This window comes from Methylorubrum podarium (assembly GCF_040270385.1).
GTDB classification, from domain to species: domain Bacteria; phylum Pseudomonadota; class Alphaproteobacteria; order Rhizobiales; family Beijerinckiaceae; genus Methylobacterium; species Methylobacterium podarium.
The window spans coordinates 1-26,073 of record NZ_JBELQE010000016.1 but is presented as its reverse complement, the minus strand read 5'-3'; the positions used below and the strand labels follow the sequence as shown (position 1 = coordinate 26,073).

Annotated in this window: 24 protein-coding genes and 1 tRNA gene; 9 read left to right on the top strand and 16 right to left on the bottom strand. The window is 68.8% G+C overall.

The genetic code is table 11. From position 1 onward, the window contains the following. Positions 1-49 precede the first annotated feature (49 nt). The 11 genes from ABS772_RS01800 to ABS772_RS01750 form a co-directional block, all read right to left on the bottom strand. Complete coding sequence (locus ABS772_RS01800; RefSeq protein WP_350391840.1) at positions 50-1,312, bottom strand: MFS transporter; 1,263 nt, start codon at positions 1,310-1,312, stop codon at positions 50-52. Further along, positions 1,309-2,307, bottom strand: a complete 999-nt coding sequence (locus ABS772_RS01795) for a MaoC family dehydratase (RefSeq protein ID WP_350391839.1) — start codon at positions 2,305-2,307, stop codon at positions 1,309-1,311. The genes ABS772_RS01800 and ABS772_RS01795 overlap by 4 nt, the downstream gene beginning before the upstream one ends. Positions 2,308-2,407: 100 nt before the next feature. Beyond that, complete coding sequence (locus tag ABS772_RS01790) at positions 2,408-3,379, bottom strand: type II secretion system F family protein (protein ID WP_238255862.1); 972 nt, start codon at positions 3,377-3,379, stop codon at positions 2,408-2,410. Between the two features lie 201 nt (positions 3,380-3,580). Beyond that, the gene (locus ABS772_RS01785) at positions 3,581-4,552 is read right to left on the bottom strand and encodes a type II secretion system F family protein (protein ID WP_350391838.1); all 972 of its coding nucleotides are present in this window, start codon (positions 4,550-4,552) and stop codon (positions 3,581-3,583) included. Further along, positions 4,549-5,997 carry a CpaF family protein gene (locus ABS772_RS01780; protein ID WP_350391837.1) on the bottom strand — a complete coding sequence of 483 codons (1,449 nt, stop codon included), beginning with the start codon at positions 5,995-5,997 and terminating at the stop codon, positions 4,549-4,551. Before ABS772_RS01780 ends, ABS772_RS01785 begins: the two co-directional genes overlap by 4 nt. Before the next feature lie 47 nt (positions 5,998-6,044). Further along, positions 6,045-7,289 (bottom strand): AAA family ATPase, encoded by a 1,245-nt coding sequence (locus tag ABS772_RS01775; RefSeq protein ID WP_238254743.1) that lies wholly within the window; start codon positions 7,287-7,289, stop codon positions 6,045-6,047. A gap of 99 nt (positions 7,290-7,388) precedes the next feature. Continuing rightward, complete coding sequence (locus ABS772_RS01770; RefSeq protein WP_350391836.1) at positions 7,389-8,135, bottom strand: CpaD family pilus assembly protein; 747 nt, start codon at positions 8,133-8,135, stop codon at positions 7,389-7,391. Positions 8,136-8,261: 126 nt separating this feature from the next. Further along, positions 8,262-9,761, bottom strand: coding sequence for a type II and III secretion system protein family protein (locus ABS772_RS01765; RefSeq protein WP_350391835.1), 1,500 nt, complete (start codon positions 9,759-9,761; stop codon positions 8,262-8,264). Between the two features lie 11 nt (positions 9,762-9,772). Next, a complete protein-coding gene (cpaB, locus tag ABS772_RS01760; RefSeq protein WP_350391834.1) occupies positions 9,773-10,555 on the bottom strand; it encodes a Flp pilus assembly protein CpaB in 783 nt (260 codons plus the stop codon). A 191-nt stretch (positions 10,556-10,746) separates the two neighbouring features. Continuing rightward, positions 10,747-11,256 carry an A24 family peptidase gene (locus tag ABS772_RS01755; RefSeq protein ID WP_350391875.1) on the bottom strand — a complete coding sequence of 170 codons (510 nt, stop codon included), beginning with the start codon at positions 11,254-11,256 and terminating at the stop codon, positions 10,747-10,749. A 229-nt stretch (positions 11,257-11,485) separates the two neighbouring features. After that, positions 11,486-11,692 carry a Flp family type IVb pilin gene (locus tag ABS772_RS01750; RefSeq protein ID WP_350391833.1) on the bottom strand — a complete coding sequence of 69 codons (207 nt, stop codon included), beginning with the start codon at positions 11,690-11,692 and terminating at the stop codon, positions 11,486-11,488. A 350-nt stretch (positions 11,693-12,042) separates the two neighbouring features. Between ABS772_RS01750 and ABS772_RS01745 the strand changes: the two genes are divergently transcribed. The 7 genes from ABS772_RS01745 (at position 12,043) to nfi (ending at position 16,620) form a co-directional block, all read left to right on the top strand. Continuing rightward, positions 12,043-12,525, top strand: coding sequence for a pilus assembly protein N-terminal domain-containing protein (locus ABS772_RS01745; protein WP_238254738.1), 483 nt, complete (start codon positions 12,043-12,045; stop codon positions 12,523-12,525). 165 nt (positions 12,526-12,690) lie between these two features. Further along, the gene (locus tag ABS772_RS01740; RefSeq protein ID WP_350391832.1) at positions 12,691-13,377 is read left to right on the top strand and encodes a 50S ribosomal protein L25/general stress protein Ctc; all 687 of its coding nucleotides are present in this window, start codon (positions 12,691-12,693) and stop codon (positions 13,375-13,377) included. A 104-nt stretch (positions 13,378-13,481) separates the two neighbouring features. After that, positions 13,482-14,123 (top strand): aminoacyl-tRNA hydrolase, encoded by a 642-nt coding sequence (gene pth, locus ABS772_RS01735; protein ID WP_350391831.1) that lies wholly within the window; start codon positions 13,482-13,484, stop codon positions 14,121-14,123. Between the two features lie 29 nt (positions 14,124-14,152). Further along, complete coding sequence (locus ABS772_RS01730) at positions 14,153-14,398, top strand: hypothetical protein (protein ID WP_350391830.1); 246 nt, start codon at positions 14,153-14,155, stop codon at positions 14,396-14,398. Next, positions 14,388-14,837 (top strand): PIN domain-containing protein, encoded by a 450-nt coding sequence (locus tag ABS772_RS01725; RefSeq protein WP_350391829.1) that lies wholly within the window; start codon positions 14,388-14,390, stop codon positions 14,835-14,837. Before ABS772_RS01730 ends, ABS772_RS01725 begins: the two co-directional genes overlap by 11 nt. 9 nt (positions 14,838-14,846) lie before the next feature. Then, positions 14,847-15,944 (top strand): redox-regulated ATPase YchF, encoded by a 1,098-nt coding sequence (gene ychF, locus ABS772_RS01720; protein WP_350391828.1) that lies wholly within the window; start codon positions 14,847-14,849, stop codon positions 15,942-15,944. 13 nt (positions 15,945-15,957) lie between these two features. Continuing rightward, positions 15,958-16,620, top strand: a complete 663-nt coding sequence (gene nfi, locus ABS772_RS01715; protein WP_350391827.1) for a deoxyribonuclease V — start codon at positions 15,958-15,960, stop codon at positions 16,618-16,620. A 197-nt stretch (positions 16,621-16,817) separates the two neighbouring features. On the opposite strand, the gene polA is transcribed toward nfi, so the two are convergent. Further along, the gene (gene polA, locus ABS772_RS01710) at positions 16,818-19,961 is read right to left on the bottom strand and encodes a DNA polymerase I (RefSeq protein WP_350391826.1); all 3,144 of its coding nucleotides are present in this window, start codon (positions 19,959-19,961) and stop codon (positions 16,818-16,820) included. Between the two features lie 504 nt (positions 19,962-20,465). Here polA and ABS772_RS01705 point away from each other — a divergent pair. Then, complete coding sequence (locus tag ABS772_RS01705) at positions 20,466-20,822, top strand: hypothetical protein (RefSeq protein ID WP_238254732.1); 357 nt, start codon at positions 20,466-20,468, stop codon at positions 20,820-20,822. A 184-nt stretch (positions 20,823-21,006) separates the two neighbouring features. Here ABS772_RS01705 and ABS772_RS01700 read toward each other — a convergent pair whose 3' ends face one another. Further along, entirely contained in the window at positions 21,007-22,182 is a 1,176-nt protein-coding gene (locus ABS772_RS01700) for a YihY/virulence factor BrkB family protein (RefSeq protein ID WP_350391825.1), read from the bottom strand. 236 nt (positions 22,183-22,418) lie between these two features. On the opposite strand from ABS772_RS01700, the gene ABS772_RS01695 reads away from it, so the two are divergent. Next, positions 22,419-23,141, top strand: a complete 723-nt coding sequence (locus ABS772_RS01695; RefSeq protein ID WP_350391824.1) for a hypothetical protein — start codon at positions 22,419-22,421, stop codon at positions 23,139-23,141. Positions 23,142-23,360: 219 nt separating this feature from the next. On the opposite strand, the gene ABS772_RS01690 is transcribed toward ABS772_RS01695, so the two are convergent. The 3 genes from ABS772_RS01690 to ABS772_RS01680 form a co-directional block, all read right to left on the bottom strand. Then, positions 23,361-23,436: transfer RNA gene (locus ABS772_RS01690), tRNA-Ala, on the bottom strand. Between the two features lie 257 nt (positions 23,437-23,693). Continuing rightward, entirely contained in the window at positions 23,694-24,488 is a 795-nt protein-coding gene (locus ABS772_RS01685; protein ID WP_350391823.1) for an ABC transporter permease, read from the bottom strand. 68 nt (positions 24,489-24,556) lie between these two features. Beyond that, positions 24,557-26,073 (bottom strand): OPT family oligopeptide transporter (locus tag ABS772_RS01680; protein WP_350391822.1); only part of this gene is annotated, 1,517 nt, incomplete at its 5' end.

The window sequence follows — 26,073 nt, the reverse complement described above, 5'->3', positions numbered from 1 at the left end:
TCCGCCCAGCGCATGGCTGCCCCGCCCCGGATCGTGTGTCCCTGCGGCGTCAGGGATCGCGGCCCGTCTCCGGCATGGCGGCGATGGCGGCGAGGCTGATCCCGGCGGCCACGGCGAGGTAGAGCCCGACGAGGCCGATGCCGCCCCAGCCCGCGAGCCACTGCGCCGCGAAGGGCGCGCCCGAGGCGCCGACGATGCCGGCGAGATTGTAGGTGATGGAGGCGCCGGTGTAGCGCACCCGGGTCGGGAACAGCTCGGGCAGGAGCGCGCCCATCGGCCCGAAGATCCAGCCCATGGCGAAGAGGGCGAGGCAGAGGAAGCCGAGCACCAGGGTCGGCTCGCCGCTGCCGAGCATCGGCCCCAGCACGGCGCCGAGGGCGCCCGTCGCGACGAGCCCCGAGAGCATCACCGGCTTGCGCCCGAACCGGTCGGCCGTCCAGCCCGACAGCGGGATCGCCAGCGCCATGAACAGGATCGCCACGCACTCGAACAGTAGGAAGGTCTTGCGGGCGTAGCCGAGCGTGCCGGTGCCGTAGCTCAGCGCGAACACCGTCGAGAGGTAGAAGACGGCGTAGGCCGCCACCATCGCCAGGGTGCCGAGCAGCGTCGCGCGACGATGCGCGGAAAAGATCGTGGCGAGGGGCACCCGCTCCGGCGGCGCCTGTTCGAGGGCGGCGCGGAAAGCCGGCGTCTCCGTGAGCTTGAGGCGGACATAGAGCCCGACGCCGACGAGGGCAGCCGAGGCCAGGAACGGCAGCCGCCAGCCCCAGGCCTCGAAATCCGCCGGGCTCAGGGCGACGCTGAGCCCGAGGAACAGGAGGTTGGCCGCGATGAAGCCGATCGGCGCGCCGAGTTGCGGGAAGATGCCGTAGAGGGCGCGGCGCCCCGGCGGCGCGTTCTCGACCGCGAGCAGGGCCGCCCCGCCCCATTCACCGCCGAAGCCGACGCCCTGGCCGAAGCGCAGCAGGCAGAGCAGCGCCGGCGCCCACCAGCCGATGCTGGCATAGCCCGGCAGGCAGCCGATCAGGACCGTGGATACCCCCATGATCATCAGCGAGGCGACCAGCGTCGCCTTGCGCCCGATCCGGTCGCCGAAATGCCCGAAGGCCGCCGCCCCGACCGGCCGGGCGAGGAAGGCGATGGCGAAGGTCGCGAACGCCTGGAGCGTCTGCACGCCGGGCTCACCCTGGGGGAAGAAGATCGGCCCGATGACCAGCGCGGCGGCGGTGGCGTAGATGTAGAAGTCGTAGAACTCGATCGCGGTGCCGACGAAGCTCGCGACCAGGATCCGGCGGGCGGACGGGAGGCTCATGCCGCGGGCGGCTCCCACTGCCAGAACACCGTGCCGGTGAATTCGAAGACGGGCTCGCCGCGCTGGTTCTCGGCGGTGTTGCGGTGCGTGGCGAGGCCCCAGCCCGGCCGCGAGGCGGAGGCGCGCCGGTCGATGAGCGTGCTCCGGTAACGGATCGTGTCGCCGGCATAGACCGGCCGCAGCCATTTCAGGTCCTTGAAGCCCGGCGAGGGGCCGAGCTGCGGCACCGGACCGGTGCGGGCGGTCAGCGCGATGTCCCGGGCGAAGGTCGCGTTGAGCCGCTTCATCCAGACCGCCGCGGTCTGCCAGCCCGAGGCGCAGAGCGCGCCGAAATGCGTGGCCCGCGCGGCCTCCGCATCGAGGTGGAAGACCTGCGGATCGTAGGCGCGGGCGAAGGCGACGATGTCGTCCGCCTCGAAGCGGTGGGCGCCGAGTTCGCGGGTGACGCCGAGTTCGGCCTCGGCCAGATAGGGCAGCGTCACCGCGTCGTCCGGCTCCGGCACGGGGCCCGTCTCGCTGGAGAGTTCGACCGGACGCGGCGCGGGCACGGCACCGGCCCGGGCGAACAGCACCGCGAAGGCCTGCGTCATCACCGCCTCGCCGCGCCCGTTCGTCAGCGTCATCGCCAGCCGCGCCATGCCGCGGTCGGGCTTCGAGGACGAGGGACGGACCTCCTCCACCCGGACGACGGCGCTCAAGGCGTCCCCCGGCAGGACCGGCCTCAGCCAGCGCAGGGCGGCGATGCCGGGCGACCCCATCGAGGTGGCGTGCGAGACGAGCGCCTGCGCGAACAGGCGCATGCCCAGAGCCGCCGTCTGCCAGCCCGAGCCGATCAGGGTGCCGACGAAGGTGTCTTTCGCCGCCGCCTCGTCGAGGTGGAAGGGCTGGGGATCGTAAAGGCGCGCGAAGGCGACGAGTTCGTCCCGGCTCACCGTGATGGGTCCGGCGGTGAATTCCTGGCCGGGAGCGAGATCGTCGAGGGAAAGCAGAGCCATGGGATGCCGCGCCGGGGTCAAGGTCCGAGCGTGGCTACATCATCGAACGGCCGAGCGCATCCGGGGCGAGCCCGCCGGGGGCCTGCGCCCGAGGCGTGCCTCACTGCATCAGCGCGTAGGCCTGGATACCCGCGGGCGTCAGGAGCACGACGAACAGCACCGGCAGGAAGAACAGGATCATCGGCACGGTCAGCTTCGGAGGGAGCGCGGCCGCCTTCTTCTCGGCCGCGGTCATGCGGAAGTCCCGGCTCTCCTGCGCCAGGACGCGCAGGGCCTGGCCCACGGGCGTGCCGTAGCGCTCCGCCTGCATCAGCGCCGTGGTGAGCGACTTGACGGTCTCGAGCCCCGTGCGCAGGGCGAGGTTCTCGTAGGCGACGCGCCGCTCGGGCAGGAAGGACAGCTCCGCGGTCAGAAGCGCGAGCTCCTCGGCGAGCACCGCCGACTGGCTCGCAATCTCCAGGCTGACGCGGCGGAAGGCGTTCTCGACCGACATGCCCGACTCCACGCAGATCAGGCACAGGTCGAGGGAGTCGGGCCAGCCGCGGCGGATATCGGCCTGCCGCTTGGCGGTGAGGTTCGAGAGGTAGACCTCCGGCAATTTGAGGCCGACGAAGCCCGCCGCGAAAACGAGTCCGAGCCGGATCGCGAAGGGCTGATCGAGCACCTCCAGCACGAACAGGTAGAACAGGGCGACGGCCGTGAGGACGATCGGCATCACCAGGCGGAAAAAGAGAAAGGCGGTCTCCGCGCCGGTGCCGCGATGGCCGGCCTGGATCAGCTTGACCCGGGCGGTCTCGGTGCCGAGCCAGCGGCTGAGATTGAACTGCTCGACGACCCGCTTCATGTAGGCCTTCGGCTCGACGCGCAGGCTGACGCGGCTGTTCAGCCGCTCGCGCTCGCGCTGGCGGATCTGCTCGCGCTCGTCGCTGACGAGCTTCATCCGCTTGGCGAGCTGATCGCCCTCGAAGAGCGGCTGGATGAGGGTGAAGACCGTGGCCGCCGCAGCGATGCCGGCCAGCACCGCGGCGATGGTGCGGGGCGCGAGGGCGGCGTTGACGAAATCGTCCAGCATCGGTGTCCGGCCCTGCCCGTCCCTTCGCGGAGCGGCTCGAACCGCCCCGTCCACATCAACTTCCGCCCCGGCCCGCACCGTCCGAGCGCGTCGCCTCGAAACCCACATCCGCGGCGACGCATTCGCTTTGCGCCGCTGCCCCGTCTCTTCCCGCTCGCCGTCTCTTCCCGCTCGCCGTCGACGCCCTCGCGATGCGATGCGTCAGATGTCGAAATTGATCATCTTCTTCATCACGAGGACGCCGGCCAGCATCCACAGCCCGGAGATCACCAGGGCGATCTTGCCGACCGAGGTCGTCCACAGAAGCGAAGTGTAATCGGGGCTCGACAGGTAGGTGCCCGCTCCGACGACGAACGGAAGGGCGCCGATGATGGCGGCCGAGGCCTTGGCCTCCATGCTCATCGCCTGGATCTTGCCGGCCATCTTCTTGCGCTCGCGCAGCACCCGCGAGAGGTTTCCGAGCGCCTCCGAGAGGTTGCCGCCGGCCTTCTGCTGAATGCCGATCACGATGGCGAAGAAGTTCACCTCGGTCACGGGCACCCGCTCGTACATGCGCAGGATCGCGTCCCCCATCGACAGGCCGAGCGCCTGCGCCTCGATCGCGACCCGGAACTCGCTGCGCAGGGGCTCCTTCGCCTCGCGCGAGATCATGCGCAGGCAATCGCCGAGCGGGATGCCGGAGCGCAGACCGCGCACGACCACGTCCATCGCGTTGGGCAGTTCCTCAATGAAGGCCGCCACGCGCCGCTTCTGCATCCGCTTGAGCATCCAGGCGGGCAGGCCGAACCCGCCCGCGAACAGGGCGAGCAGCGCGACGATCACGTTGCGGGAGACGAGGAAGGCGGCGAGTGCGAGGACGATCGCCGAGATCGCGGAGACGACGTAGTATTTCTTGCGGGTCCAATCGAGGCCGGCGCGGGCGATGCGCAGTTCGAGGGTGACCTTGGTCTTGTCCTTCTTGGCCTCCAGTTCCTTGAGGCTCTTGGCGACCTGCTCGCGGCGGCTGGCGGCGGCGCCGCGCTCGGCGAGCACCGCGCGCGGCTGACCCAGCGCCTTGCGCCGCTGCTCGGCCCGCCGCTCGCCCGACAGGGCGGGCATCAGGAAAACGTAGGCGAGCGCGCCCGAGGCGACCGCCACGAGTCCGGCGGCGAGGGGAGCGTTGAAGGCGCTCACAGCGACGGCTCCACCGTTTCCGCCGCACTGTCGAGGGCGGCGGCCAGCGCCCGCTCCTCGCCGTAGTAGCGGGCCCGTTCCCAGAAGCGCGGGCGGCCGATCCCGGTCGAGCGGTGACGGCCGATCAGGCGCCCGTTGGCGTCCTCGCCGAGCACGTCGTAGACGAACAGGTCCTGGGTGATGATGACCTCGCCCTCCATCCCCATCACCTCGGTGATGTGGGTGATGCGCCGGGATCCGTCGCGCATGCGCATGGCCTGGATGATGACGTCGACCGAGCCGGTGATCATCTCGCGCAGCGTCCGCGAGGGCAGCGAGAAGCCGCCCATGGTGATCATCGACTCGATACGCGCGAGGCATTCGCGCGGGGAGTTGGCGTGCAGCGTGCCCATCGAGCCGTCGTGGCCGGTGTTCATCGCCTGCAGCAGGTCGAAGGCCTCCGGTCCGCGCACCTCGCCGACGATGATGCGCTCGGGACGCATGCGCAGGCAGTTCTTGACGAGGTCGCGCATGGTGACCTGCCCCTGGCCCTCCAGGTTCGGCGGCCGGGTCTCCAGGCGCACCACGTGCGGCTGCTGCAGCTGAAGCTCCGCGGCGTCCTCGCAGGTGATGACGCGCTCGTCGTGCTCGATGAAGGCGGTCAGGCAGTTCAGCAGCGTGGTCTTGCCCGAGCCGGTGCCGCCCGAGATGACGACGTTGCAGCGGACCTTGCCGATGATCTGCAGGATCTTCGCGCCTTCCGGCGAGATCGCCCCGAAGCGCACGAGCTGATCGAGGGTGAGCTTGTCCTTCTTGAACTTTCGGATCGTCAGCGCCGGCCCGTCGATGGCGAGCGGCGGGGCGATGACGTTGACGCGGGAGCCGTCGGGCAGGCGCGCGTCGCAGATCGGCGAGGATTCATCCACGCGCCGGCCGACCTGGCTGACGATCCGCTGGCAGATGTTCATCAGCTGCTGGTTGTCGCGGAAGCGGACGTTGGTGAGCTGGATCTTGCCGGCGACCTCGATGAAGGTCCGGTCGGCGCCGTTCACCATCACGTCGGCGATGTCGTCGCGGGCCAGCAGCGGTTCCAGGGGACCGTAGCCGAGGACGTCGTTGCAGATGTCGTCGAGCAGTTCCTCCTGCTCGGCGATCGACAGCACGATGTTCTTGAGACCGATGATCTCGGAGACGATGTCGCGGATCTCCTCCCGCGCGGCCTCTCCTTCGAGCCGGGCGAGCTGGGCGAGGTCGATGGCCTCGATCAGCGCGCCGAAGATCATGCTCTTCGTGCGGAAATAGTCGTCGGATTTCGGCAGCGGCGCCTGGGGCACCGAGGCGCGCGGCGGCTCCGGCCGGGCGCGGACGGCCTCCTGCTGGAGGACCGGCGGGGCGACCGTCGTCGGCCCGGCCGCGGCGGGGGCCGGGGCGGGAGCCGATGCGGCGTTGGAGCGTCGACCGAACATGGCGCCGCGCCTTCAGCAGTCTCGAGAGGAGGGAGCGCAGGGCACCGTCAGGACGCCTTCTTGCGGGTCAGCCGGGCGAGCAGCGGTTCGAGGAGGTTCGCCCTGGCACGGCGGATCTCGGCCCGGCCGGTCACGGCCGCGGCGAGTTCGGAGAAGATCTCCGCGGGCTTCGAGCCGGCCTGCACCTCGGCGATCATCTGGCCATTGTTGGCCGCGGTCCCGAACAGGGCCGGTTCGAAGGGGATGACCGTCTGGAGCGGCACGTCGAGCGCCTTGGCGAACTCGGCGGCCGCGATCTCCGGCCGCTTCGGCATGCCGACGCCGTTGAGGACGACCCGGGCCTTCGCATCGTTGGGACGCTGCTGGTGCAGCAGCGCGAGCAGGTTCTTGACGTTGCGCAGGCCCGCCAGATCCGGCGCGGCGACGATCACGATCTCGTCGGCGCTGATCAGCACGCGCCGGGTCCAGGCGGACCATTGATGCGGCACGTCGAGGACGATGCAGGGCACGGTCGAACGCAGCAGGTCGGTGAGCGCGTCGAAGGCGGGCTCGGTCAGGTCGACGGTGCGGTCGAGGGTGGCCGGGGCCGAGAGCAGGCTCAGGTTGTCGGCGCATTTCGAGAGCAGCCGGTCGAGCAGGTTGGCGTCCAGGCGCTCGGGCGCGAACACCGCCTCGGCGATCCCCTGCGGCGGATCCTGGTTGAAGTTGAGACCCGCGGTGCCGAAGGCGACGTCGAGGTCGGCGATCACGGTGGCGGTGCCGTGCTCCCGCGCCACGGTCCAGGCGAGGTTGTGGGCGATGGTGGAGCTGCCGACGCCGCCGCGGGCGCCGTAGACGGCGATGGTCCGTCCCACCGGCTTCGCGCCCGGCGCCGAGAACAGGTCGGAGACCGCACCGATCATGCCGACCGGCTCGACCGGCGCCATCAGGTACTCGCTCACCCCGCGCTGGATGAATTGCCGGTAGAGCAGCACGTCGTTGACGTGGCCGATCACGAGCACCTTGGTGCCCTCGTCGCAGACCTCGGCGAGCTGGTCGAGACATTCGAGCGGGCGCGACTTGAGGCCCAGGAACTCGATCACGATGACGTTGGGTGTGGGGGCGTGCCGGTACGCCTCCAGGGCCGCGGCACCCCCGCCCATCTGCACCTTGACGTGGGCCTTCTGCATCCGGCGATCGGAGGCGGTGCCCTCGATCATCGCGGCCGTCTCCGGCGTCTCGCAGAAGGCCTGGATCGTGATGCGCGGCACCGGGGCGATGGTCCGCTCTGAGGCCTCGTGGGTGTCCGGCATGATGCGCAGTTTCCGATTCGTGTGCCGAGGGTGACGGACAGGGGGATGTCGAGAACCCGCCGGAGGGCGAACGCCGTGCCCGCGTTCTCGTCCGGCGCCCTATTTGGTCTTCACGCCGTCGGCGACGTTCGCCTTCCCATCCTGGCGCCATTGGGTTGACGGATCCTTGCCCTCGCGGAGCTGACCGATGTCCTGCGTGCGCCGGATCGTATCGATGCGGCCCTCGGGCCGGCCGCGCACGAGATCGATCGGGTCGGCGACCTGCGCCGCGACGTTCGACTGCATCGCGCAACCGAGATTCCACGACGGCTCGTTCGACCAGTCGGAGCGCAGGTCGCTGACGCCGAGGTCGCGCGGCCAGAGCCCGCACTTGTCGGCGACCTTGGCCTGCATCCGCTGGAAGCTCAGTCGCAGGGGCGCGGCGAGGGTCGGGTTGGCGACGGGGTAGGCGACCACGCGCAGACCGCCGGCCGGCACGCCCATCTCCGCCGCGAAGTGGCGAACCGCTGCGCCGGTGCGCTCGACCGGCCCGGCCAGGGCCGGCGACACGCCGCGCGGCACCTCGACGACGAGGAGGCCGCGGCCGTAGCGACGGTACTCCACGAGGAATGATTCGAGGTCCGCGCGCTGGCGCGGATCGAGGTGACCGATCCCGGTGGGGAAGAGATCGAGGCTGCGGTCGGCATCCGCCAGCACGATCGGGTGCCGCGTGCGCACGTCGATCGGGTAGGTCGACCCCGTGGTGGCGACGCGATCCGCGCGGCAGGCGCCGAGCGCGGCGGCGACCAGCACGACGGCGGCGGCGGGCCGGGCGCGGGAGACGAGGTTGCGAGCGGGTGAGGACATCGAGCGTCGATCCTGCGGGAGCGTCCCCTGCCGAGATGGATGCCGGCTCGGCGGGGGAGCGCGCGTTCAGCCAAGGTCTTCGAGCCGTTCCCGACCATGTCCGGTCGGGAACGGCTCCGGGTGGGGTCAGTCGGCGATGAAGCCGACGCGGCCGCGATAGGCCGGCCCGAGGGTGCCGCCGCCGACCGTGCCGTAGAGCTTGTTGAGGCGCCCGAGCAGCACCGCCTGACCGTCCGTCGCGTCGACGAAACCGTCGTCCGGCCGCTGGACCTGCCGCGCCTCCATGGGCTGCGCGATGTAGGGCGTGACCATGATCATCAGCTCGGTCTCGTCGCGCTGGTAGTCGCGCGAGCGGAACAGGGCACCGAGGATCGGGAGGTTCATCAGCCCGGGCAGGCCGCCGATCGCGGCCCGGTTCTTCTGCTGGATCAGGCCGGCCGTCATCATCGTGGCGCCGGAGGCGAGTTCCACCGTCGTCTCGGAGCTGCGCCGCGTCGTCGCCGGCACCGGCGTGACCCGGCTGGAGCCGGGGAAGGAGAAGCTGTAGCTGTTCTGCCGGTCGAGTTCGGTCACGTCGGTGGCGACGCGGATCGAGATGCGGTTCTCCGCCAGCACGATCGGCGTGAAGGCGAGGCTGACGCCGTAGGGCTTGAATTCGAGCGCGACGGTACAGGCCGCGCCGGAAACACCTGCGGCGCAGTTCGAAGGAACGGGGATCTCGCCGCCGGCGGTGAACTTGGCCGATTCACCCGAAATCGCCGTCAGCGTCGGCTCGGCCAGGATGCGGGAGACGCCGGCCTGCTCGAAGGCGCGCAAGGTCGCCTGGAGCGAGGCTCCGCCGGAGCGGACCGAGGCGGACAGGGCGTTGCCGTCCGGCGTGTAGGCGCCGGTGATCGGAAACAGCGTGTTGTTCGTCAGGACGTTGCCGGTGGAACTGAGCGGATTCAGCGCCGACCAGTTACCGGTGACGTTGATGCCGAACTGCTTCAGGACCGTGCGCGCCACCTCGACCACGGTGACGCGGATCATCACCTGATCCTTGTTGCGGATCGTCAGGTTGTTGATGACGGCGCCACGGGTCCCCAATGCTCCGCCGGCGGCGATGCCGACGAAGGCGTTGGCGATGTCGAGCGCCTGCTGCGCCTCCGAGGCCGAGCTCACGCTGCCGGAGAGGACGAGCGATTCGCCGACCGCCTTCACGTCGAACCGGCCGCCGGGCAGGCTCTGCTGCAGGGACTGCCGCAGGACATTGATGTCGCGGGCGATGGTGACGTCGAGCGCCGCGATCTGGCGCCCCTCGGCGTCCATCACGAAGATCGAGGTGGCGCCGTTGTCGATGCCGATCAGGAACAGCTTGCGGCTGGAGCGGACGACCGCGTTCGCGACCGCCGGATTGGCCACGAACACCTCCTTGGCGTCACGGGGCAGATCGACGATCAGCGAGCGGCCCTTGCTCAGCTCGACCCGCCGGGAGACCGCCGCCTCGTTCGGTCCGATCGTCAGCACCGGCGAAGTCGCGGCGGGATTGGCCTGAACGGGGACCGAGGCGCACAGGGACGCCGAGGCGAGGCAGGCGCCGGAGAGCAGGAAGAGGGCGAAGCCGCGGAAGCGAGAGGGGGTCGTCATCGGTCCTGTCCTCACCGGCGCTGCTGCTTGGCGACGCCGAATCGCACGACGGTCAAAGGGCCCTCGGTCGGCATGTCCGTCTCATCGGAGACGGCGGCGGTTCGGGCGGAATCCTGAATGCTGCGCAGGACGAGCGAGAGCTGCCCGACCTTCTGCGCCAGCGTGACGGTCTCGGCCTGGCTCGGCGTGAGAGCCAGGGTGGCCGTCTCCGCCGTCACGACGTTGGCGCCGTTCTTCTCCTGCACGATCTGGCCGACGGCGAGCACGCGCACATTGGTCAGCAGCGTCTCGGCGAATTGCTCGGCGCCCTCGTTGCTGGTCTTGATGACGTCGACATGATCGTTCGGCAGGATGAAGCCGCCGGCCGAGCTCGATCCTCGGGTATCGGTCGTGATCGCCACCGCCCGCATGCCCGACGGCAGGATCGCCGACATGAAGCCGCTGCCGGCCTTGACGAGGCGTTCGGACCGGATCGGCTCGTTGGCCGAGAAACCGGTGCGGATGATCGCGCCGACCGCGTCTTCGAGCCCCTTCGGCGCGGCGCGCCGGTCGATCAGGCCTGGGGAGACCGCCTGTTCCGGCCAGGGTATCCAGCGCAGATCCTCGGGCTTGAGGGTCTGACCCATGGGCAGTTCTGCGGCAGCGACCAGCACCTCGCTCATCGGGATGGGCGCGACGGGTTCGACCTTCGCGACGGGTGCGGGCTCGGGCGCCTTCTCGCCCTGCATCAGCAGGGCAGCACCGCAGCCCGCGACGAGCGCGATTCCCAGAACGGCGAGACGGGCTGGTTTCATGGGAGCGTGGAACCGTGGCGACGGCTTGGTCGCCGTCCGGTTCCGAGACTTGCCCGGGATTCGTCAAGTTAGGGTTAACCGAGCGTCACCGCGTGCTTTTCGGTGCTGTCCCGACCGGCACAATTCCGAAATCTGCAAAAAACGCGAAGGCCGCCTCGACGGCGGCCCGCTCAATTGGACCCTTCCCTCGATCAAGGCAGGGCGAGTTGCTCCAGTCCGACGGAATTCGGCAGCACCATCAGCGCGGCGGCGGCCAATGCGATGCCGTAGGGAACCCCGGTCTTCGCGTCGTGCAGATGAACGGCGAAGGGGAACTTGAGCGCCAACGTCGGCAGCGGGTACTTGCGGGCGGAGACGATCGAGAGCGTCAGGGGTCCGCCGAGGATCGAGGCCAGGATCAGATATTCCGGCAGGTTCGCGAGGCCGATCCAGAGGGCGGTGCTCGCCGCGAGCTTGGCATCGCCGCCTCCGATCCATCCTCGCGCGAAGAGGATGAAGGTGATGACGAGGGTCAGCGCACCGGCCGCAAGGTGCCAGGCGAAGTCGGACCAGGCCATGCCGGACGCGACGGCATAGAGAACGAATCCGATGAAGACGAGGCCGGTCACGCGGTTGGAAATGCGCATCGTCAACAGATCGCTGGCGGCGGCGTAGGCCATCAGGAACGGGAAGAGGATGCACAGAAGGAGATAGGCCGCCATGTTCGACACGGAACTATTCCTTGCTCGGCCTGCTCTTCGGGTCGTTTGGATCGCGTGCTCGGCCGGGTATGGCTCGGCAGAAAGTCCGCTGTTCTTGGCGCGCCGATCCCTTCTGAGAACGGCGCTTGCGCAGGGCGTCGATCATTCGGCGCCGCCAGACCGAGCGATTGCAGGTTATGACGGATGCGATCCGCCATAACCTGAAAACCTCGTCGCCCAGTTTTGAGAATTACTGCGCGGTGCCGAGCTTCGTGGTCTGCGTGTTCAGGCCGGTGCCGAGCGTCGCGAAGGCGGTCGACAGGTTGGTCTTGAACGTGGTGAAGATGCCGATCACGGCGATACCGACCATGGTCGCAACCATGCCGTACTCGATAGCAGTCGCGCCGGACTCATCAGAGATGAAGCGCTTGGCAATGTTCTTCACGATGATCTCCACTTGTTTTAATCCGATGGACGACCGTCGGAAGTCTGTAGAGGCCCCGATCGGCGACAGGTCGAGATGTAGTCCCGACGCGTTGCGTTTGGGTTAAATCGATCTCCCAACCAAGCCTCCTGCCGGTCGTTCGCGAAGATCAGTTAACGACGTATTGCACCAATCACTCGAATGGTCCGCAAAGCGCCGACGTATCGACGGATGCCCGCCGCTTCGAATACGGTTAGCGCTTCCTTCATCACTTTCCTGTTCCGTACCGCGACGGGAGATGCCTCTCCTTCGGATCGGTGCCGCGGATACGGCACGGACTCCGGCGGCGAGTCCGGCACTCCGCGCGATCGGACCGACCCTTCATGCCCCGCCTGCGCCCTCATCGCTTCCCGCTCCCCACCGTCTCGGCGGTCCTCGCGCTCCTCGTGCTGACGGCGCCCGCCCGCGCCAACGAGCCCGCGCCGCAGGGCGCCGTCTCGGTCCAGGTGGACAATGCGAAGGTGATCCGCCTGCCGGAGAAGACGCAGACCGTGGTGGTGGGCAACCCGATGATCGCCGACATCACCCTGCAGAAGAACGGCGTCGTGGTGCTGACGGGCAAGAGCTTCGGCACCACCAACCTGATCGCCCTCGACGGCAAGGGTGCGATGCTCGCCGAATCGACCATCAGCGTGCAGGCGCCGCAGGCCTCGATCATCACGGTGCAGCGCGGCCTCGACCGCGAGTCCTATTCCTGCACCCCGAACTGCCAGCCCTCGGTGCAGCTCGGAGACGCCACCAAGTACTTCGACGAGACCAGCAAGCAGGCCGAGGCGCGCCGCGGCATGGCGACGGCGAACCGATAACGCCGGTCGCCCGGCCGTTGCCACGCGGCGCCGTTGCGTGTATGGCCCGCCCGCGCCCTTGAGACACCCTTGGAGGCACGGGCGCGCTGGGGAACGGTCGGGCCGTCCGCTTCGGGCGGCCTTTGTCGTTGGCCCGGCTCCATCTTTTTACAAAAGGATCACGCCATGAGCGCCACCAAGACGCTTGAGGCCGTGGCACGCGACCGGGTCGGCAAGGGGGCCGCCCGGGCCGTTCGTCGCCAGGGCCAGATTCCCGCCGTCATCTACGGCGGCAACCAAGCCCCCGAAGCCATCGCCGTCGACCTCATCCGCGCCCGCACGCTGATCTACGCCGGCGGCTTCAAGACGACGCTGTTCGACATCACCGTCGGCGGCAAGAAGACCCGCGCGATCCCGCGCGACTTCCAGCTCGACCCGGTCAGCGGCGTGCCGCTGCACGTCGACTTCCTGCGCGTCGTCGCCGGCCAGACCGTCACGGTCGATGTCCCCGTCCACTTCGTCAACGAGGACAAGGCGCCGGGCATCAAGCAGAAGGGCGGCACCCTCAACATCGCGCTGCACACGGTCTCCCTCGACGTGGCGCCCGACCAGATCCCGGACGCGATCGAGGTCGACCTCACCGGCCGCGAGATCGGCGACGTGATCCACGCCTCCGACCTGCGCCTGCCGGCCGGTACCTATACCGGCGAGCCGACCGACACGGTCGCCAACCTCCTGCCGCCGACGGTGCTCGGTGCCGAGGTCGAGGCCGAGGAGGCCGCGATCGCCGAGGCGCAGTCCGCCGAGGCCGCCGAGGAGAAGGCGGATGCCGACGCCGAGGCCACGGCCGAGAAGAACGAGACCGAGGAGTAAGCCGCGACGGGCGCCGAACGGCGCCCGCCTCTCGCGCATCCATCGATGCCCCGGCCGCCCGGCCGGGGCATTTCCATTTGCCGGGCATCGAATCGGGGGCACGCATGCGGCTCATCGTCGGATTGGGAAATCCCGGCGCGCGCTACGCGCGCAACCGTCACAACATCGGCTTCATGGCCGTGGACGAGATCGCCCGCGTCCACCGGGCCGCCCCGTTCCGCCGCCGCTTCCAGGGCGAGGCGGCCGAAGTCGTGCTCGGCACGGAACGCGCCATCCTGCTGAAACCCCAGACCTTCATGAACGAATCCGGCCGCTCGGTCGGCGAGGCGCAGCGCTTCTTCAAGATCCCGCTCGCCGACGTGATCGTGCTGCACGACGAACTCGACCTCGCGCCGGCCAAGCTGCGGGTGAAGCTCGGCGGCGGCAATGCCGGCCATAACGGCCTGCGCTCGATCACGGCGCTGTGCGGAAACGACTACCGCCGGGTCCGCCTCGGCATCGGCCATCCCGGCGACAAGGCGCTGGTGCACGCTTACGTGCTCAACGACTTCGCCAAGTCGGAAGAGCCGTGGGTCGAGGATCTCTGCCGGGCGACCGCCGACCACGCGCCCCTGCTGGCGGCGGGCGAGGATGCGAGCTTCCAGAACAAGGTGCACCTCGCCATGGCCGGCCGCGGCTGGGACGCGGTGAAGACGCCCGCCGAGGCCGGCAAGGCGAGGGCGAAGGACGCGCGCGACGCGAATTGACACGAAAACACGAGGACAGGATATGGACCGTGGAGGCGGTCATGAAGAACGTCACGGTGACGATGAGTGAGGCACTGCTTCAGCGCGCGCGCATTGCCGCCGCGCGCGACGGCAAGAGCCTTTCCCGCTTCGTTGCGGAGGCGGTCGAGCAGCGCGTCGGCAAGTCCCTGACGCAGAGCGAGGCGATCGAGCGCTTCCTCGCGGGGCCGCCGCTCCACGTTCTCGACGAGAACGGGAAGGCTCCGACGACGGCGCAATTCTACGATGACGACTGATCTCGTCTTCGTCGATACGAACGTCTTCCTCTACGCTCGTGACGACCGCTTTCCTGCCAAGCAGCAGGCGGCTGCATCCTGGCTCGCGGATCTCGCGTCCCGTGACGCGCTGGTCGTCAGCCCCCAGATCCTCGGCGAATTCCTGAACGCGGTGCTTCGGGGTAAGATTGCCCTGGATCCGATCGAGATGCGACGCGTCACCACCGAGTTGCATCCGTTCTCGCAGGGAACGACCGACCTCGAACTCGTCGGCCAAGCCTGGGCGCTCCGGATCGAAACCGGCTTTCAGTGGTGGGATTGCGTCGTTCTCGCCTCCGCGAACCGGGCCGGCTGCCGATACCTCCTTTCGGAGGATTATCAGCACGGGCGCACCATCCGCGGGACCACCATCCTCAACCCCTTCATCGTCGGCCCTGAGGCCGTCGCGACCGAGCATTAGGACCGGGACATGGGCTTCAAATGCGGCATCGTCGGCCTGCCGAACGTCGGCAAGTCGACCCTCTTCAACGCTCTGACGCAGACCGCCGCGGCCCAGGCCGCGAACTACCCGTTCTGCACCATCGAGCCGAACGTCGGCGAGGTCGCCGTGCCCGATCCGCGCCTGGATGAACTCGCCAGGATCGCCTCTTCGAAGGAGATCATTCCGACGCGGCTGACCTTCGTCGACATCGCCGGCCTCGTGCGCGGCGCGTCGAAGGGCGAGGGTCTCGGCAACCAGTTCCTCGCCAACATCCGCGAGGTCGATGCCATCGCCCACGTGGTGCGCTGCTTCGAGGACGGCGACGTCACCCATGTCGAGGGCAAGGTCGATCCCATCGCCGACATCGAGACGATCGAGACCGAGCTGATGCTCGCCGATCTCGACAGCCTGGAGAAGCGCGTCGTGGCGCTCGAGAAGCGCGCCAAGGGTTCCGACAAGGAGGCCAAGGAGTTCCTGGACCTCGTCAACCGCGCCCTGCCGCTCCTGCGCGAGGGCAAGCCGGCCCGGCTCGTGGAGCGGAAAGTCGAGGAGGAGCGGCTGTTCCAGCAGCTCGGCCTGATGACGGCGAAACCCGTGCTCTACGTCTGCAACGTCGACGAGGGCGATGCCGACAAGGGCAATGCGAAGTCGCAGGCCGTGTTCGACCGGGCGAAGGCGGAGGGCGCCGTCGCCGTCGTCGTTTCCGCCAAGATCGAGAGCGAGATCGCGGTGATGCCCCTGGCCGACCAGACCGAGTTCCTGGAGGCGGTGGGGCTGACCGAGCCCGGCCTGAACCGGGTGATCCGCGCCGGCTACGACCTCCTCGGCCTCGTGACCTACTTCACCGTCGGCCCGAAGGAGGCCCGCGCCTGGACGATCACCAAGGGCACCCGTGCCCCGGCGGCGGCCGGGGTGATCCACACCGACTTCGAGAAGGGGTTCATTCGCGCCGAGACCATCGCCTTCAAGGACTACACCGCGCTGAATGGCGAGGCGGGCGCCCGCGACGCCGGCAAGCTGCGGCTGGAGGGCAAGGACTACGTGGTGCAGGACGGCGACGTGCTGCATTTCCGCTTCGCCAACTGACGGGGAGCCCGGCATGGAGCTTCACCCGCGCCATGCCTGGGACCTGACGCCGGCCGAGGCGGTCGCCCTGCAGCGCCGGCTCCGCGGCGAGATCGAGGCCGATCGGCCGATCGACCTCGGCGCGGTGCGGCTGGTCGCCGGGGTCGATGTCAGCGTGAAGAACGAGCGCTCCCGCGCCGCGGTCGTCGTGGTGACGTTTCCCGGCTTTCTCCTCGTCGAGACGGCGACCGCCGAGCGGCCGACGCCGTTCCCCTACATCCCCGGCCTGCTGAGCTTTCGCGAGGGGCCGGTTCTCGAGGAAGCGTTCGGGCGCCTGCGGACGGAGCCGGACGTGTTCCTGTTCGACGGCATGGGCACGGCCCATCCCCGCCGGATCGGCATCGCCAGCCATATGGGCCTGTGGCTGCAGCGCCCGACCATCGGCGTCGGCAAGACCCGCCTCGTCGGCACCAACGCGCCCCTGCCCGAGGAGAAGGGCGCGCACGTCCCCCTGATCGACCGGGGCGAGACCATCGGCGCCGTGGTCCGCACGCGTACGGCCAAGCACCCGCTGTTCATCTCGCCGGGGCACCTCGCCGACATTCCGAGTGCGGTCGATCTGGTGCTGGCCTGCTCGCCGAAATACCGCCTGCCGGAGCCGATCCGCCTCGCGCACAACGCGGCGGGCGATTTTTGATCGACCCGGTCCGGCAATCCCAGGGCACCTCATGCTGAGGCGCCGAGCGCAAGCTCGGCCTCGAAGCACGCCTGAACGGTCGATCCCACGGCGCCGGCCCGCCGGGAGAAGCGTCGCGGCGTGCTTCGAGGCTGCTGGCGCAGCACCTCAGCATGAGGGCCGTCGTGACTGCCGTGACAGCGCAGCCGAACCGCCGGTCAGTGCGCCTCTTCCCAGTTCCCCGCCGCCCGCGCCTCGACCACCAGCGGCACGCTCAACGACAGGGCCGGCGCCGGCGCCTCCTCCATCACCCGCGCGATCACCGGGATCGTCGCTTCCACCTCGTCGTCGGGCACCTCGAACACGAGTTCGTCGTGTACCTGCAGCAGCATCCGCGCGGTCAGCTTCTTCGCCTCCAGCGCGTCCTCCATCCGCGTCATGGCGCGGCGGATGATGTCGGCCGCCGTGCCCTGGATCGGGGCGTTGATGGCCTGCCGCTCCACGCTCGCCCGCTCGGACGGGTTGTTGGAGCGGATCTGCGGGTAGTGGCAGACGCGCCCGAACAGGGTCGTCACGTAGCCCTTCTCGCGGCACGAGCGCTTGGTGGTGTCGATGTAGTCGCGGATGCCCGGAAAGCGCTCGAAATACTGCTTGATGAAGGCGGACGCCTCCTCGCGGCCGATGCCGAGGCGGTCCGCGAGCCCGAAGGCCGAGATGCCGTAGATGATGCCGAAATTGATGGTCTTGGCCCGCCGCCGCAGGTCGCCGGTCATCTGGTCGAGCGGCACGCCGAACATCGCCGAGGCGGTGGCCGCGTGAATGTCGAGCCCCTGCTCGAACGCCTCGCGCAGCTGCGGGATGTCGGCGATGTGGGCGAGCAGGCGCAGCTCGATCTGCGAGTAGTCGGCCGAGATCAGCTTCTTGCCCTCGGGCGCGACGAAGGCGCGGCGGATCCGCCTCCCCTCCTCCGTGCGGATCGGGATGTTCTGCAGGTTCGGATCCGACGAGGAGAGCCGGCCGGTCGTCGTCGCCGCGAGCGCGAAGGAGGTGTGGACCCGGTTCGTGCCGCGGTCGGCATGCTCCTGCAGCGAGTCGGTGTAGGTCGATTTCAGCTTTGAGAGCTGGCGCCAGTTCAGGATCTTTTTCGGGAGGTCGTGCCCCGCCTGAGCGAGTTCCTCCAACAGGGTCGCGGGCGTGGCCCATTGGCCCGAGGGCGTCTTCTTGGCGCCGGGCAGGCCCATCTTGCCGAACAGCACGTCGCCGATCTGCTTCGGGCTGGACACCTGGAACCGCTCGCCCGCGTCCTCCTGGATCTCTTCTTCGAGCCGCGCCAGGATCTGCGAGAAGTCGCCGGAGAGGCGGCTCAGCATGTTGCGGTCGATGGCGATGCCCGCCCGCTCCATCCGCGCCAGAACCGGGACGAGGGGCCGCTCCAGCGTCTCGTAGACGGTCACCCGGTGCTCGGCGACGAGGCGGGGCTTCATCATCCGCCACAGGCGCAAGGTGACGTCGGCGTCCTCCGCCGCGTAGGCGGTGGCCTTGTCGATCGCCACGCGGTCGAAAGTGACCTTGCCGCGGCCGGTACCGGCGACGTCGGCGAAGGTGATCGGCTGGTGGCCGAGATGGCGGCGGGCGAGCTCGTCCATGCCGTGCCCGCCCTTGCCGGCATCGAGCACGTAGGAGATCAGCATCGTGTCGTCGAAGGGCGCCACGTCGATGCCGTAGCGGTGCAGCACCGAGAGGTCGTATTTCAGGTTCTGCCCGACCTTGAGCGTGCCGGCATCCTCCAGCAGCGGCTTGAGCAGCTTGAGGGCGGTGTCGAAGTCGATCTGGCCGGGTTGCCTGTCGGAGGCATCCGCCCCCGCGCCGCCATCACCGAACAGGTCGCCGCCCTTCACCTCGGGCTTGACGTGGGCGAGCGGGATGTAGGCCGCCCGCCCCGGCGCGGTCGCGAGCGAGACGCCGACGAGGCCGGCCTTGGCCGCGTCGAGGGCGTCGGTCTCGGTATCCACCGCGATCACGCCGGCCTCGTAGCTCTCGGCGATCCAGGCTTCCAGTTGCTCGACCGTGGCGATCGTCTCGTAGGCGGCGGTGTCGAACGGCTTGACCGCCTCCGCCGCCCGGGCGGCGACGAGCATCGCGGGCGTCGGCTCGGTCGGCGCACGCTTCTTCTTCGGTGCCTGATCCGGCAGGTCGAGATCGGCGAAGGGATCGGCCTCGCCCGCCTCGGGCGGGGCCGCGCCGTCCGTCCGCTCCGGCGCGGCCTCGGTCTCGGGATCGACCGGCACCGCATCGCCGAAGAACGGCACCGCGTCGCTGCCGCCGGCGGCGTTGGTGTAGGCATGGGGCTGCGCGCCCGGCAGCAGCGCTGGATCGGGCTTCACCGCCTCCGGATCGACGTGGAGCATCTGGGCGATGCGCCGCGTCAGGGTGTTGAATTCCATCGCCTTCAGGAAGCCGACGAGCTTTTCCGGGTTCGGCTGCGGCACGCCGAGTTCGTCGAGCGGCACCGGGACCGGCACGCTCTCCTCGAGCGCCACGAGGCGGCGCGAGAGCTTGGCCTGATCGATGTTGGTGAGCAGCGTCTCCCGGCGCTTGGGCTGCTTGATCTCGGCGGCCCGCTCCAGGAGCTGCTCCAGGCTGCCGTACTCCTTGATGAGCGCGGCGGCCGTCTTCAGGCCGATGCCGGGCACGCCCGGAACGTTGTCCGAGGTGTCGCCGATCAGCGCCAGCGCGTCGCCGATCTGCTCGGGCGACAGGCCCTCCCACTTGGCGATGATCGCGTCGCGGTCGAGGTTGCGCTCAGGCCGGTAGCCGGGCTTGCCCTTGGCGCCGGACTCGAAGTCGTAGAACCGGATCTTGTCCGAGACGAGCTGCATCAGATCCTTGTCGGAGGACACGATGATGACCTCGGCGCCGCGCGCCTCCGCCTGCCGCGCGTAGGTCGCGATCAGGTCGTCGGCCTCGTAGCGCTCCAGTTCCACCGCGTGCAGGCCGAAGGCGCGCACCGCGTCGCGCATCAGCGGCATCTGGCGCTTGAGGTCGTCGGGCGCGTCCGGCCGATGACCCTTGTAGTCGGGGAACAGCTCCTTGCGGAACGAGCCCTCGGACTTGTCGAAGACGATACCGAGATGGGTCGGCTTCACCCCCGCCGCACCGTCCTGGAGAAACTGCGCGATCTTGGTGCAGAACAGGCGCACCGCCCCCGTGGGCAGGCCGTCGGAGGGCCGGGTGTTGTACTTCTGGTCCTGGTTGATCGACTGGAAGTAGGCCCGGAAGATGAACGACGAGCCGTCGACGAGGATCACCCGGTCGTCGGCGCCGACGGGCTTGTCCGGTTGCGGTTGCGTCTCAGCGGTCATCGGTCGAACAGCCATCGGCGAACGGGGGCCCGGAGGCGGGCCGCGCCGATCCATAGAGCATTTTCGCCCCCTCAGGACATCGCCCCCATGCCGGGAAATGCCGCAGATCCCCGGCTTCCCTCGCGGCTGGCGGCGTGCTGGCCGCGACTGGGAGCGGGATCGACTCGATCCGATCGCGCACCGAAGGGCTGGCCGCATGAGGAAAGTCGCCGGATCCCGCCCCCATGTGCGTTCGTGCACGACACGTCTCCTCGACGAGGCCGGCGCGGGAAACCTCTCTAAGAAAAGGAATTTTTTGCCGCGCACGATGTCGCTGCATGAAATTTCGCCCGCAAGGGCATCACCTTGAACTATATTGATATTGCACTGCGACAAATTGGGTATTGTCGTCAGTCAGATCGAGCACAGATCCTAATCATCGAAGACGGTCAGCGGCCGATACGAGCTTCAATACAGTTTCGGCCCCGCACGGAACCGTCCGACATGACAGACAGAGGTACGATCATGACGAACCGCAGCAAGATCACCACCGCCCTCGCCCTCGCTCTCGGCCTGGCCGCGACCCCGAGCTTCGCGCAGGGCGTTCCGTCCGACAGCGCCAGCTTCAACCGTGACGGCACCCTCAATGTGTGGGGCGCGCATATCGACCCGGTGCGCGAGCGCGGCGGCCTCATCGGCGGCGTCGGCAACGTGGTCGGCGGCGTGACCAACACGGCCGGCAGCATCGTCGGCGGGACGCTCGGCGCAGCCGGCACCATCGTCGGCGGCACCGTGGGCGCGGCGGACGACATCGTGACCGGCTCGGTCCGCCGCCCGGCCGGCTACACCGCTTACCCGAGCGACGGCCGCCCGGCCTACTGAGCAACTCCGTCCAGAGAGCGTCGAGGGGAGCGGCGGGGCAAGAGCCTCGCCGCTCCCCTTTTGCGTGGCATCGGCCGGCCGGAAGCAACGGCAACCTCGCTCCGCACCTCACAGTGAGGGTGAGAGCTGGACCAATCGCGGCATCGATCTGGCTCGGTGCCGCAGAGCGAAGGCGAACGGGGCCTCAAGCGGCAGCGCCCACCGTGTCCGCCATGCGCGCGTCGCGGGTCCCGAGCGGTTTCTCCTCGCCCACGGTCGTGTCCTTGGCGGTCTGATGCTCGAGTTCGGCGTTGAGCTGCGCGCCGAGCAGCACGATCGTCGTCGAGAGCCAAATCCAGGTCATGAAACCGATGGCGGCGCCGAGCGAGCCGTAGGTCTTGTCGTAGCTGCCGAAATTCGAAACGTACCAGGAGAACAGCAGCGAGCCGGCCAGCCACAGGAATGCCGCCAGCGATCCGCCCGGCGTCACCCAGCGCCACCGCGGCGCGTCGCGGCTCGGGCCGTAGCGGTAGAGCACCGCGAGCATCAGGATCACCACGACGAACAGCGCCGGCCAGCGCAGCAGTGCCAGCCACCACGCATCGCCCGACATCCCGACGAACTGGATCGCCACCGGCACCGCGACGATGCCGGCGAGCGCGATCACGACGAAGAGCAACGCGCCGGCGGTGAAGGCGAGCGAGACGAGGTTGAGCTTGAAGAAGCCGCGCCGTTCCCGCTCGTTGTAGACGAGGTTGAGCGCGTCGAAGACGTGTTTGACGCCGCCATTGGCGCTCCAGATCGAGAGCACGATGCCGATCAGCGCAGTGAGGCCCAGCGCCGTATCGCCCTTCTCGGTCAGTCGCTTCACCTGCTCGGAGACGATATCGACGCCGCCGGACGGGAGGACGCCGCGCAGCGCGTCGATCTGCTGGTTGATGGTCGAGACGTCGGCGACGAGACCGTAGACGGAGACCAGGGCCGCGATGGCCGGGAAGATCGCGAGGAGCACGAAGAAGGTCACGCCCGCCGAGACGAGGGTGAGGCGGTTCTCGCCGATATCCTTGTAGGTCCGCTTGAGGACATCCATCCAACCCGCGGCGGGCACTTCGGTCGGCCGGTCGGCGGAACGGCCGCGGTCGCGCTCGGTCCGCGCGACCCGGTGGGCATCGGCGCCCTCGTGCGAGGGCGATTCCTCTCGCGCCGAGCCCGACGCATCGTCGCTCGAGCCCGCACGGTGCGGGGGCGATCCCGATCGGCGCGGCAGGGCGACGACACCGAGGAGCGCCGCCGCCAGGGCCATCGTCCACAGGGCTGGATGGCGGGGATCGCCGGCTGAGCCCGCAGCGGCGTCGGGAACGGCGCGGTCGGATGTAGGCATCGAAGGATCGGCTCCGTCCGCCGCAGGACCGGCGGCGCTGTTTTCGCAACCCTTTGGCCCGGCTTTCGGTTCACACGGACGTGAGCATCGCGCCGGCAGCGTATTCGGGCAGCGTATTCGGATCGAGCGCCCACGAAAAATCCACATTCGCGCCAAGTTTTCGCCGGAACTGTTAAGATCCGACTCCGTTGAAAGCGCATCGGTCGAACGCGACCCCCTCGCTTCAGGAGCCGTCGATGCCATCGACCCCGCCCCGCTCCGGACGTCGCCTCGCGCTCGTCCTGGCGTCCTCCGCGCTTATTCTCTCCACGGTGGCCGGCGTGCATGCGCAGGAGGGCGGCCTCGGCGGCCTCTTCCAGCAGCTCTTCGCCCCGCAACAGGCAGCCCCCGCCCCTGCTCCCGCACCGGCCGTGCCCTCCTACGGCGGCGGCAGCGAGGTGAACGAGCGCTACCGCTGGCGGCGCCACCGGGGCACGACGGAGCGGAGCCGACCCAAGGTGCGCTACGCTGCCCTGCCGAAGGTTGCCCTTCCGAAGGATGAGGGCGACGGGATCAGCGGCAAGCAGCCGGTCGACTCGAAGGCGATTGCGGCGAATCCGACGGCCGCGCTCCTGCGCGACGAAACCCTTCGGCCCGGCGACATCGTGGTCATGCCGAACGGCCCGAAGGTCTTCAAGGGGCGCGAGGATCGCGGTCGCGGCGCCAAGGCCGCGCGTCACCGCCTGAGCGACTTCGAGGACGTGAAGAACGCGCGCACGATCGATGCGAAGACCCGGCGCAAGCTGCTGGCGATGATGCTGCCGCACGGCGCCATGCCGGCCGACGAGGCTCGAAAAGTTCTCGCCAAGGCTCGGCGCCTGGCACCGCAGGAGGACATCGAGCCGCTCAACCGTCAGGCCCGCGCCGAGACGGGGCCGGCTCCCGCCCGCATCATCAACCCGTGGCAGACGGCCCGGTAAGGCTCGGAGAACGCGAAACGCCCCGTCGGACGCCGGCGGATCGCCAGCGCACGGGAAGCTCGCGGCGAGCCTCTCGGCCGGCGCAGGCGGTCCCTGCTGCGCGGGAGGAGACGAGCGCAGCGGATTCGCATTCAGAGGATGAAAATCATCTCGGACGAATTCTGCGGCTTACCGCAGGACCAGCATCGGGACTGCTGGCCGTCGACGAGAACGATGAGATGGTGGAGCCTAACGGGATCGAACCGATGACCTCTTCCATGCCATGGAAGCGCTCTCCCAGCTGAGCTAAGGCCCCATCATGTGTGCCGCAACCGTTTCCGGTCTCTGGCATCGCCGGCGGCGCTGAGTGCGTCGGCGATGGGCGGTTCTATAAGCGGAGGATGGACGGGACTCAACCCCCTTTTTGGAGGCTTGGCCGAATTTTTGAGCCGCCTTTCGATCCATCTCTTTTACCGCTGCGGGCTCTCTGCAGACCGCGATACGCTCCAGCTAGAGCCGGAGCCGTCAGACGGCTTCCGGACCTCGGATCCGCATCATGGCGCACGGCCCCCGTCACTGTTGGGCCCGAACCACGTAGCGTTCCATAAGCAATCCGATGGTGAGACTGCCGAAAACCCAGCCGAAGAGGTAAAGATAATCGACTTGGACTGGGATCGTCGGATCGTAGCCGAGGCGGACCCACTCTATAATTTGTGTGATTGGATTCCATTTCATATAGTAATAAATTTCATCCGGCATGTAGCAAGCCATAAAATATACACCGCTCGTGAGATAAAGAGTGACAGTAACAAGTATATATCCGATAACCCATCCTGGAAATACTGAGCAAATTCCGACATTTACGGTTCCAACGCCAATCCCCAACGCGATTGCCGTCAAATAACCTCCGATAGCTGTTATCATATCGGCGGGTACAGGATCGACACCGAAGCAGAGAAGCACGATGCAGACAAGGCAAACGCCTAAGAAGCTACTGACGATCTCGACGAGAACCCGTGCGACAATTGTGTCAAAACGTTTCACTTGTGGGAAATAGGTCAGCGGCTTGTGAATCATGTAGCCTTTCATCACCTCACGGCTGATGTACTGAAACGCAAGGGCCGGAAGCGCGCCTGAAGCGATGAAAACCATCGGATCATCGCCCATCGGCGATTTGATGCCGCGAAAGGTCATGGCACCGACGAGGATGCCGAGATGCACGCAGGGCCACAGCACCTGCACGAGATAGCCCCAGTAATTGCCCCCGAAGCGGCTGCGCATATCGCGCAGCATCAGGGCGCTGAGGACGCGCAGGTAGACGTCGAGATGGCTCTGACGCTGAGGCAGGGACGGGGCGTGGGCGTTCATGGAATCCGTCGCAACGGGGCAGTCGCGCCGTTATGCTGGCCTGCAATCGCGACGAAATCGAGGACGGGTCAGGAGCCGCCGCGCCGTCCTGCCTCGTCCGTGTGCGACGCGATGCGGTAGAAGGCGGCAAGCACCAGCAGGAAGACGGCGAGGCCGAGCCACGGCCCCACGCCGCCCAGCGCGTCCGCGGCGAAGGCGAGGGAGGCGCTGCGGCCGCTCAGCGTGTCGGCGGCGGCGAGCAGGACGCCGACGACGCTCTCGCCGACGAGGAAGCCCGAGGCCAGCAGCACCCCGCGCCGGCGTCCCCCCGCTTGCGCCGCCTCGTCCGCCCCGCGCAGACGGCCTGCGGCGAGCCGGCCGACGACACCGCCGAAGGCGATCGTCACGACCACCTCCAGCGGCAGGTACATGCCGATCCCGACGGTGAGCGCCGGAAAGGAGCGGCCGCTGCGGCGCAGACGGGCCTCGAGGGCGACGAGCAGCGCGCCGAGGCCGCCCCCGGTCGCCACCATCGACCAGGGCAGTTCGCCGCGGACGATGCCGCCGGCGATCTGGGTCATAAGCGCCGCCTGCGGCGCCGGCAGGGCGGAGGCCTCGTCCATTCCCTCTCGCGGCAGGGCGCCGACGAAGCCGTAGGCGTTGTAGAGGAGGTCGAGGAGCGGGGCGATCACCAGAGCCCCGACGCCGACGCCGGCCGCCAGCGCCACCTGCTGCCGCCAGGGGGTGGCATCGACGAGCTGGCCGGTCTTGAGATCCTGAAGGTTGTCGTTGGCGATCGAGGCGGTGGTGACGACGATGGCCGAGAGCAGGAGGACGGCGGCGACGACGAAGCGCTCGCCTTCCGGTCCGGCGGCGCGGCCGAGGAGCAGCGGCAGCAGCAGCGCCGCGAGCAGCGTCGTGAGGATCCCGATGCCGGAGATCGGGCTGGAGGACGAGCCGAGGAGGCCCGCGAGGTAGCCGCAGGCCGCCGCCATCAGGAAGCCGAAGCCGACGGTGAAGAGGGTGGCGAAGGCCACCAGTGCGAAGCGCATTCCGCCGAGTTCGGCGCCGGTGCTGAAATGGAAGAACAGCCATGTCAGCGGCAGCGCGAGCAGGAGCGAGGCGCCCGCGACCCAGGTGATCGGCAGGTCGCGCTCCTGGCGGGGCAGTTGGCGCAGGGCATGCCCGCCGCCCCGCGCGGCGCCGAAGGCGGAGCGGATGCTGCCGAGGATCGAGCGGCCGAGGGAGGCGACCGTCCAGATCGCGCCGACCGCGATGATGCCCGCGCCGATGAGGCGAACTTTTTCCGACCAGACCGCCCGTGCGGCGGCCTCCGCGCCCTCGGTGCCGGTGCCATCGCCGAAGGCGGTGAGCAGCGGCACCGCGAGGCCCCAGGCCAGGGCCACGCCGGCGAGCAGGGCGAGGCAGGCACCGGGCCCGACGAGATAGCCGACGCCGACGAGGGCGGGGGAGAACCCGGTCGCGAAGCGGAACAGGGCCGGCCCCGCGGCAAGGGTGGTGTGCAAACCGTCGGCGAGGAGGCGGAAACCGGTGGTGGCGAGCCCGATCAGCCCGCCCGCCCCCGCCGCGCCGAGCAGGATGCGCA

Bases quoted from the DNA above. Each gene is read 5' to 3' on its own strand.
- ABS772_RS01800 (WP_350391840.1), bottom strand. From the start codon at position 1,312: ATGAGCCTCCCGTCCGCCCGCCGGATCCTGGTCGCGAGCTTCGTCGGC.
- ABS772_RS01795 (WP_350391839.1), bottom strand. From the start codon at position 2,307: ATGGCTCTGCTTTCCCTCGACGATCTCGCTCCCGGCCAGGAATTCACC.
- ABS772_RS01790 (WP_238255862.1), bottom strand. From the start codon at position 3,379: ATGCTGGACGATTTCGTCAACGCCGCCCTCGCGCCCCGCACCATCGCC.
- ABS772_RS01780 (WP_350391837.1), bottom strand. From the start codon at position 5,997: ATGTTCGGTCGACGCTCCAACGCCGCATCGGCTCCCGCCCCGGCCCCC.
- ABS772_RS01775 (WP_238254743.1), bottom strand. From the start codon at position 7,289: ATGCCGGACACCCACGAGGCCTCAGAGCGGACCATCGCCCCGGTGCCG.
- ABS772_RS01770 (WP_350391836.1), bottom strand. From the start codon at position 8,135: ATGTCCTCACCCGCTCGCAACCTCGTCTCCCGCGCCCGGCCCGCCGCC.
- ABS772_RS01765 (WP_350391835.1), bottom strand. From the start codon at position 9,761: ATGACGACCCCCTCTCGCTTCCGCGGCTTCGCCCTCTTCCTGCTCTCC.
- cpaB (WP_350391834.1), bottom strand. From the start codon at position 10,555: ATGAAACCAGCCCGTCTCGCCGTTCTGGGAATCGCGCTCGTCGCGGGC.
- ABS772_RS01755 (WP_350391875.1), bottom strand. From the start codon at position 11,256: ATGGCGGCCTATCTCCTTCTGTGCATCCTCTTCCCGTTCCTGATGGCC.
- ABS772_RS01745 (WP_238254738.1), top strand. From the start codon at position 12,043: ATGCCCCGCCTGCGCCCTCATCGCTTCCCGCTCCCCACCGTCTCGGCG.
- ABS772_RS01740 (WP_350391832.1), top strand. From the start codon at position 12,691: ATGAGCGCCACCAAGACGCTTGAGGCCGTGGCACGCGACCGGGTCGGC.
- pth (WP_350391831.1), top strand. From the start codon at position 13,482: ATGCGGCTCATCGTCGGATTGGGAAATCCCGGCGCGCGCTACGCGCGC.
- ABS772_RS01725 (WP_350391829.1), top strand. From the start codon at position 14,388: ATGACGACTGATCTCGTCTTCGTCGATACGAACGTCTTCCTCTACGCT.
- ychF (WP_350391828.1), top strand. From the start codon at position 14,847: ATGGGCTTCAAATGCGGCATCGTCGGCCTGCCGAACGTCGGCAAGTCG.
- nfi (WP_350391827.1), top strand. From the start codon at position 15,958: ATGGAGCTTCACCCGCGCCATGCCTGGGACCTGACGCCGGCCGAGGCG.
- polA (WP_350391826.1), bottom strand. From the start codon at position 19,961: ATGACCGCTGAGACGCAACCGCAACCGGACAAGCCCGTCGGCGCCGAC.
- ABS772_RS01705 (WP_238254732.1), top strand. From the start codon at position 20,466: ATGACGAACCGCAGCAAGATCACCACCGCCCTCGCCCTCGCTCTCGGC.
- ABS772_RS01700 (WP_350391825.1), bottom strand. From the start codon at position 22,182: ATGCCTACATCCGACCGCGCCGTTCCCGACGCCGCTGCGGGCTCAGCC.
- ABS772_RS01695 (WP_350391824.1), top strand. From the start codon at position 22,419: ATGCCATCGACCCCGCCCCGCTCCGGACGTCGCCTCGCGCTCGTCCTG.
- ABS772_RS01685 (WP_350391823.1), bottom strand. From the start codon at position 24,488: ATGAACGCCCACGCCCCGTCCCTGCCTCAGCGTCAGAGCCATCTCGAC.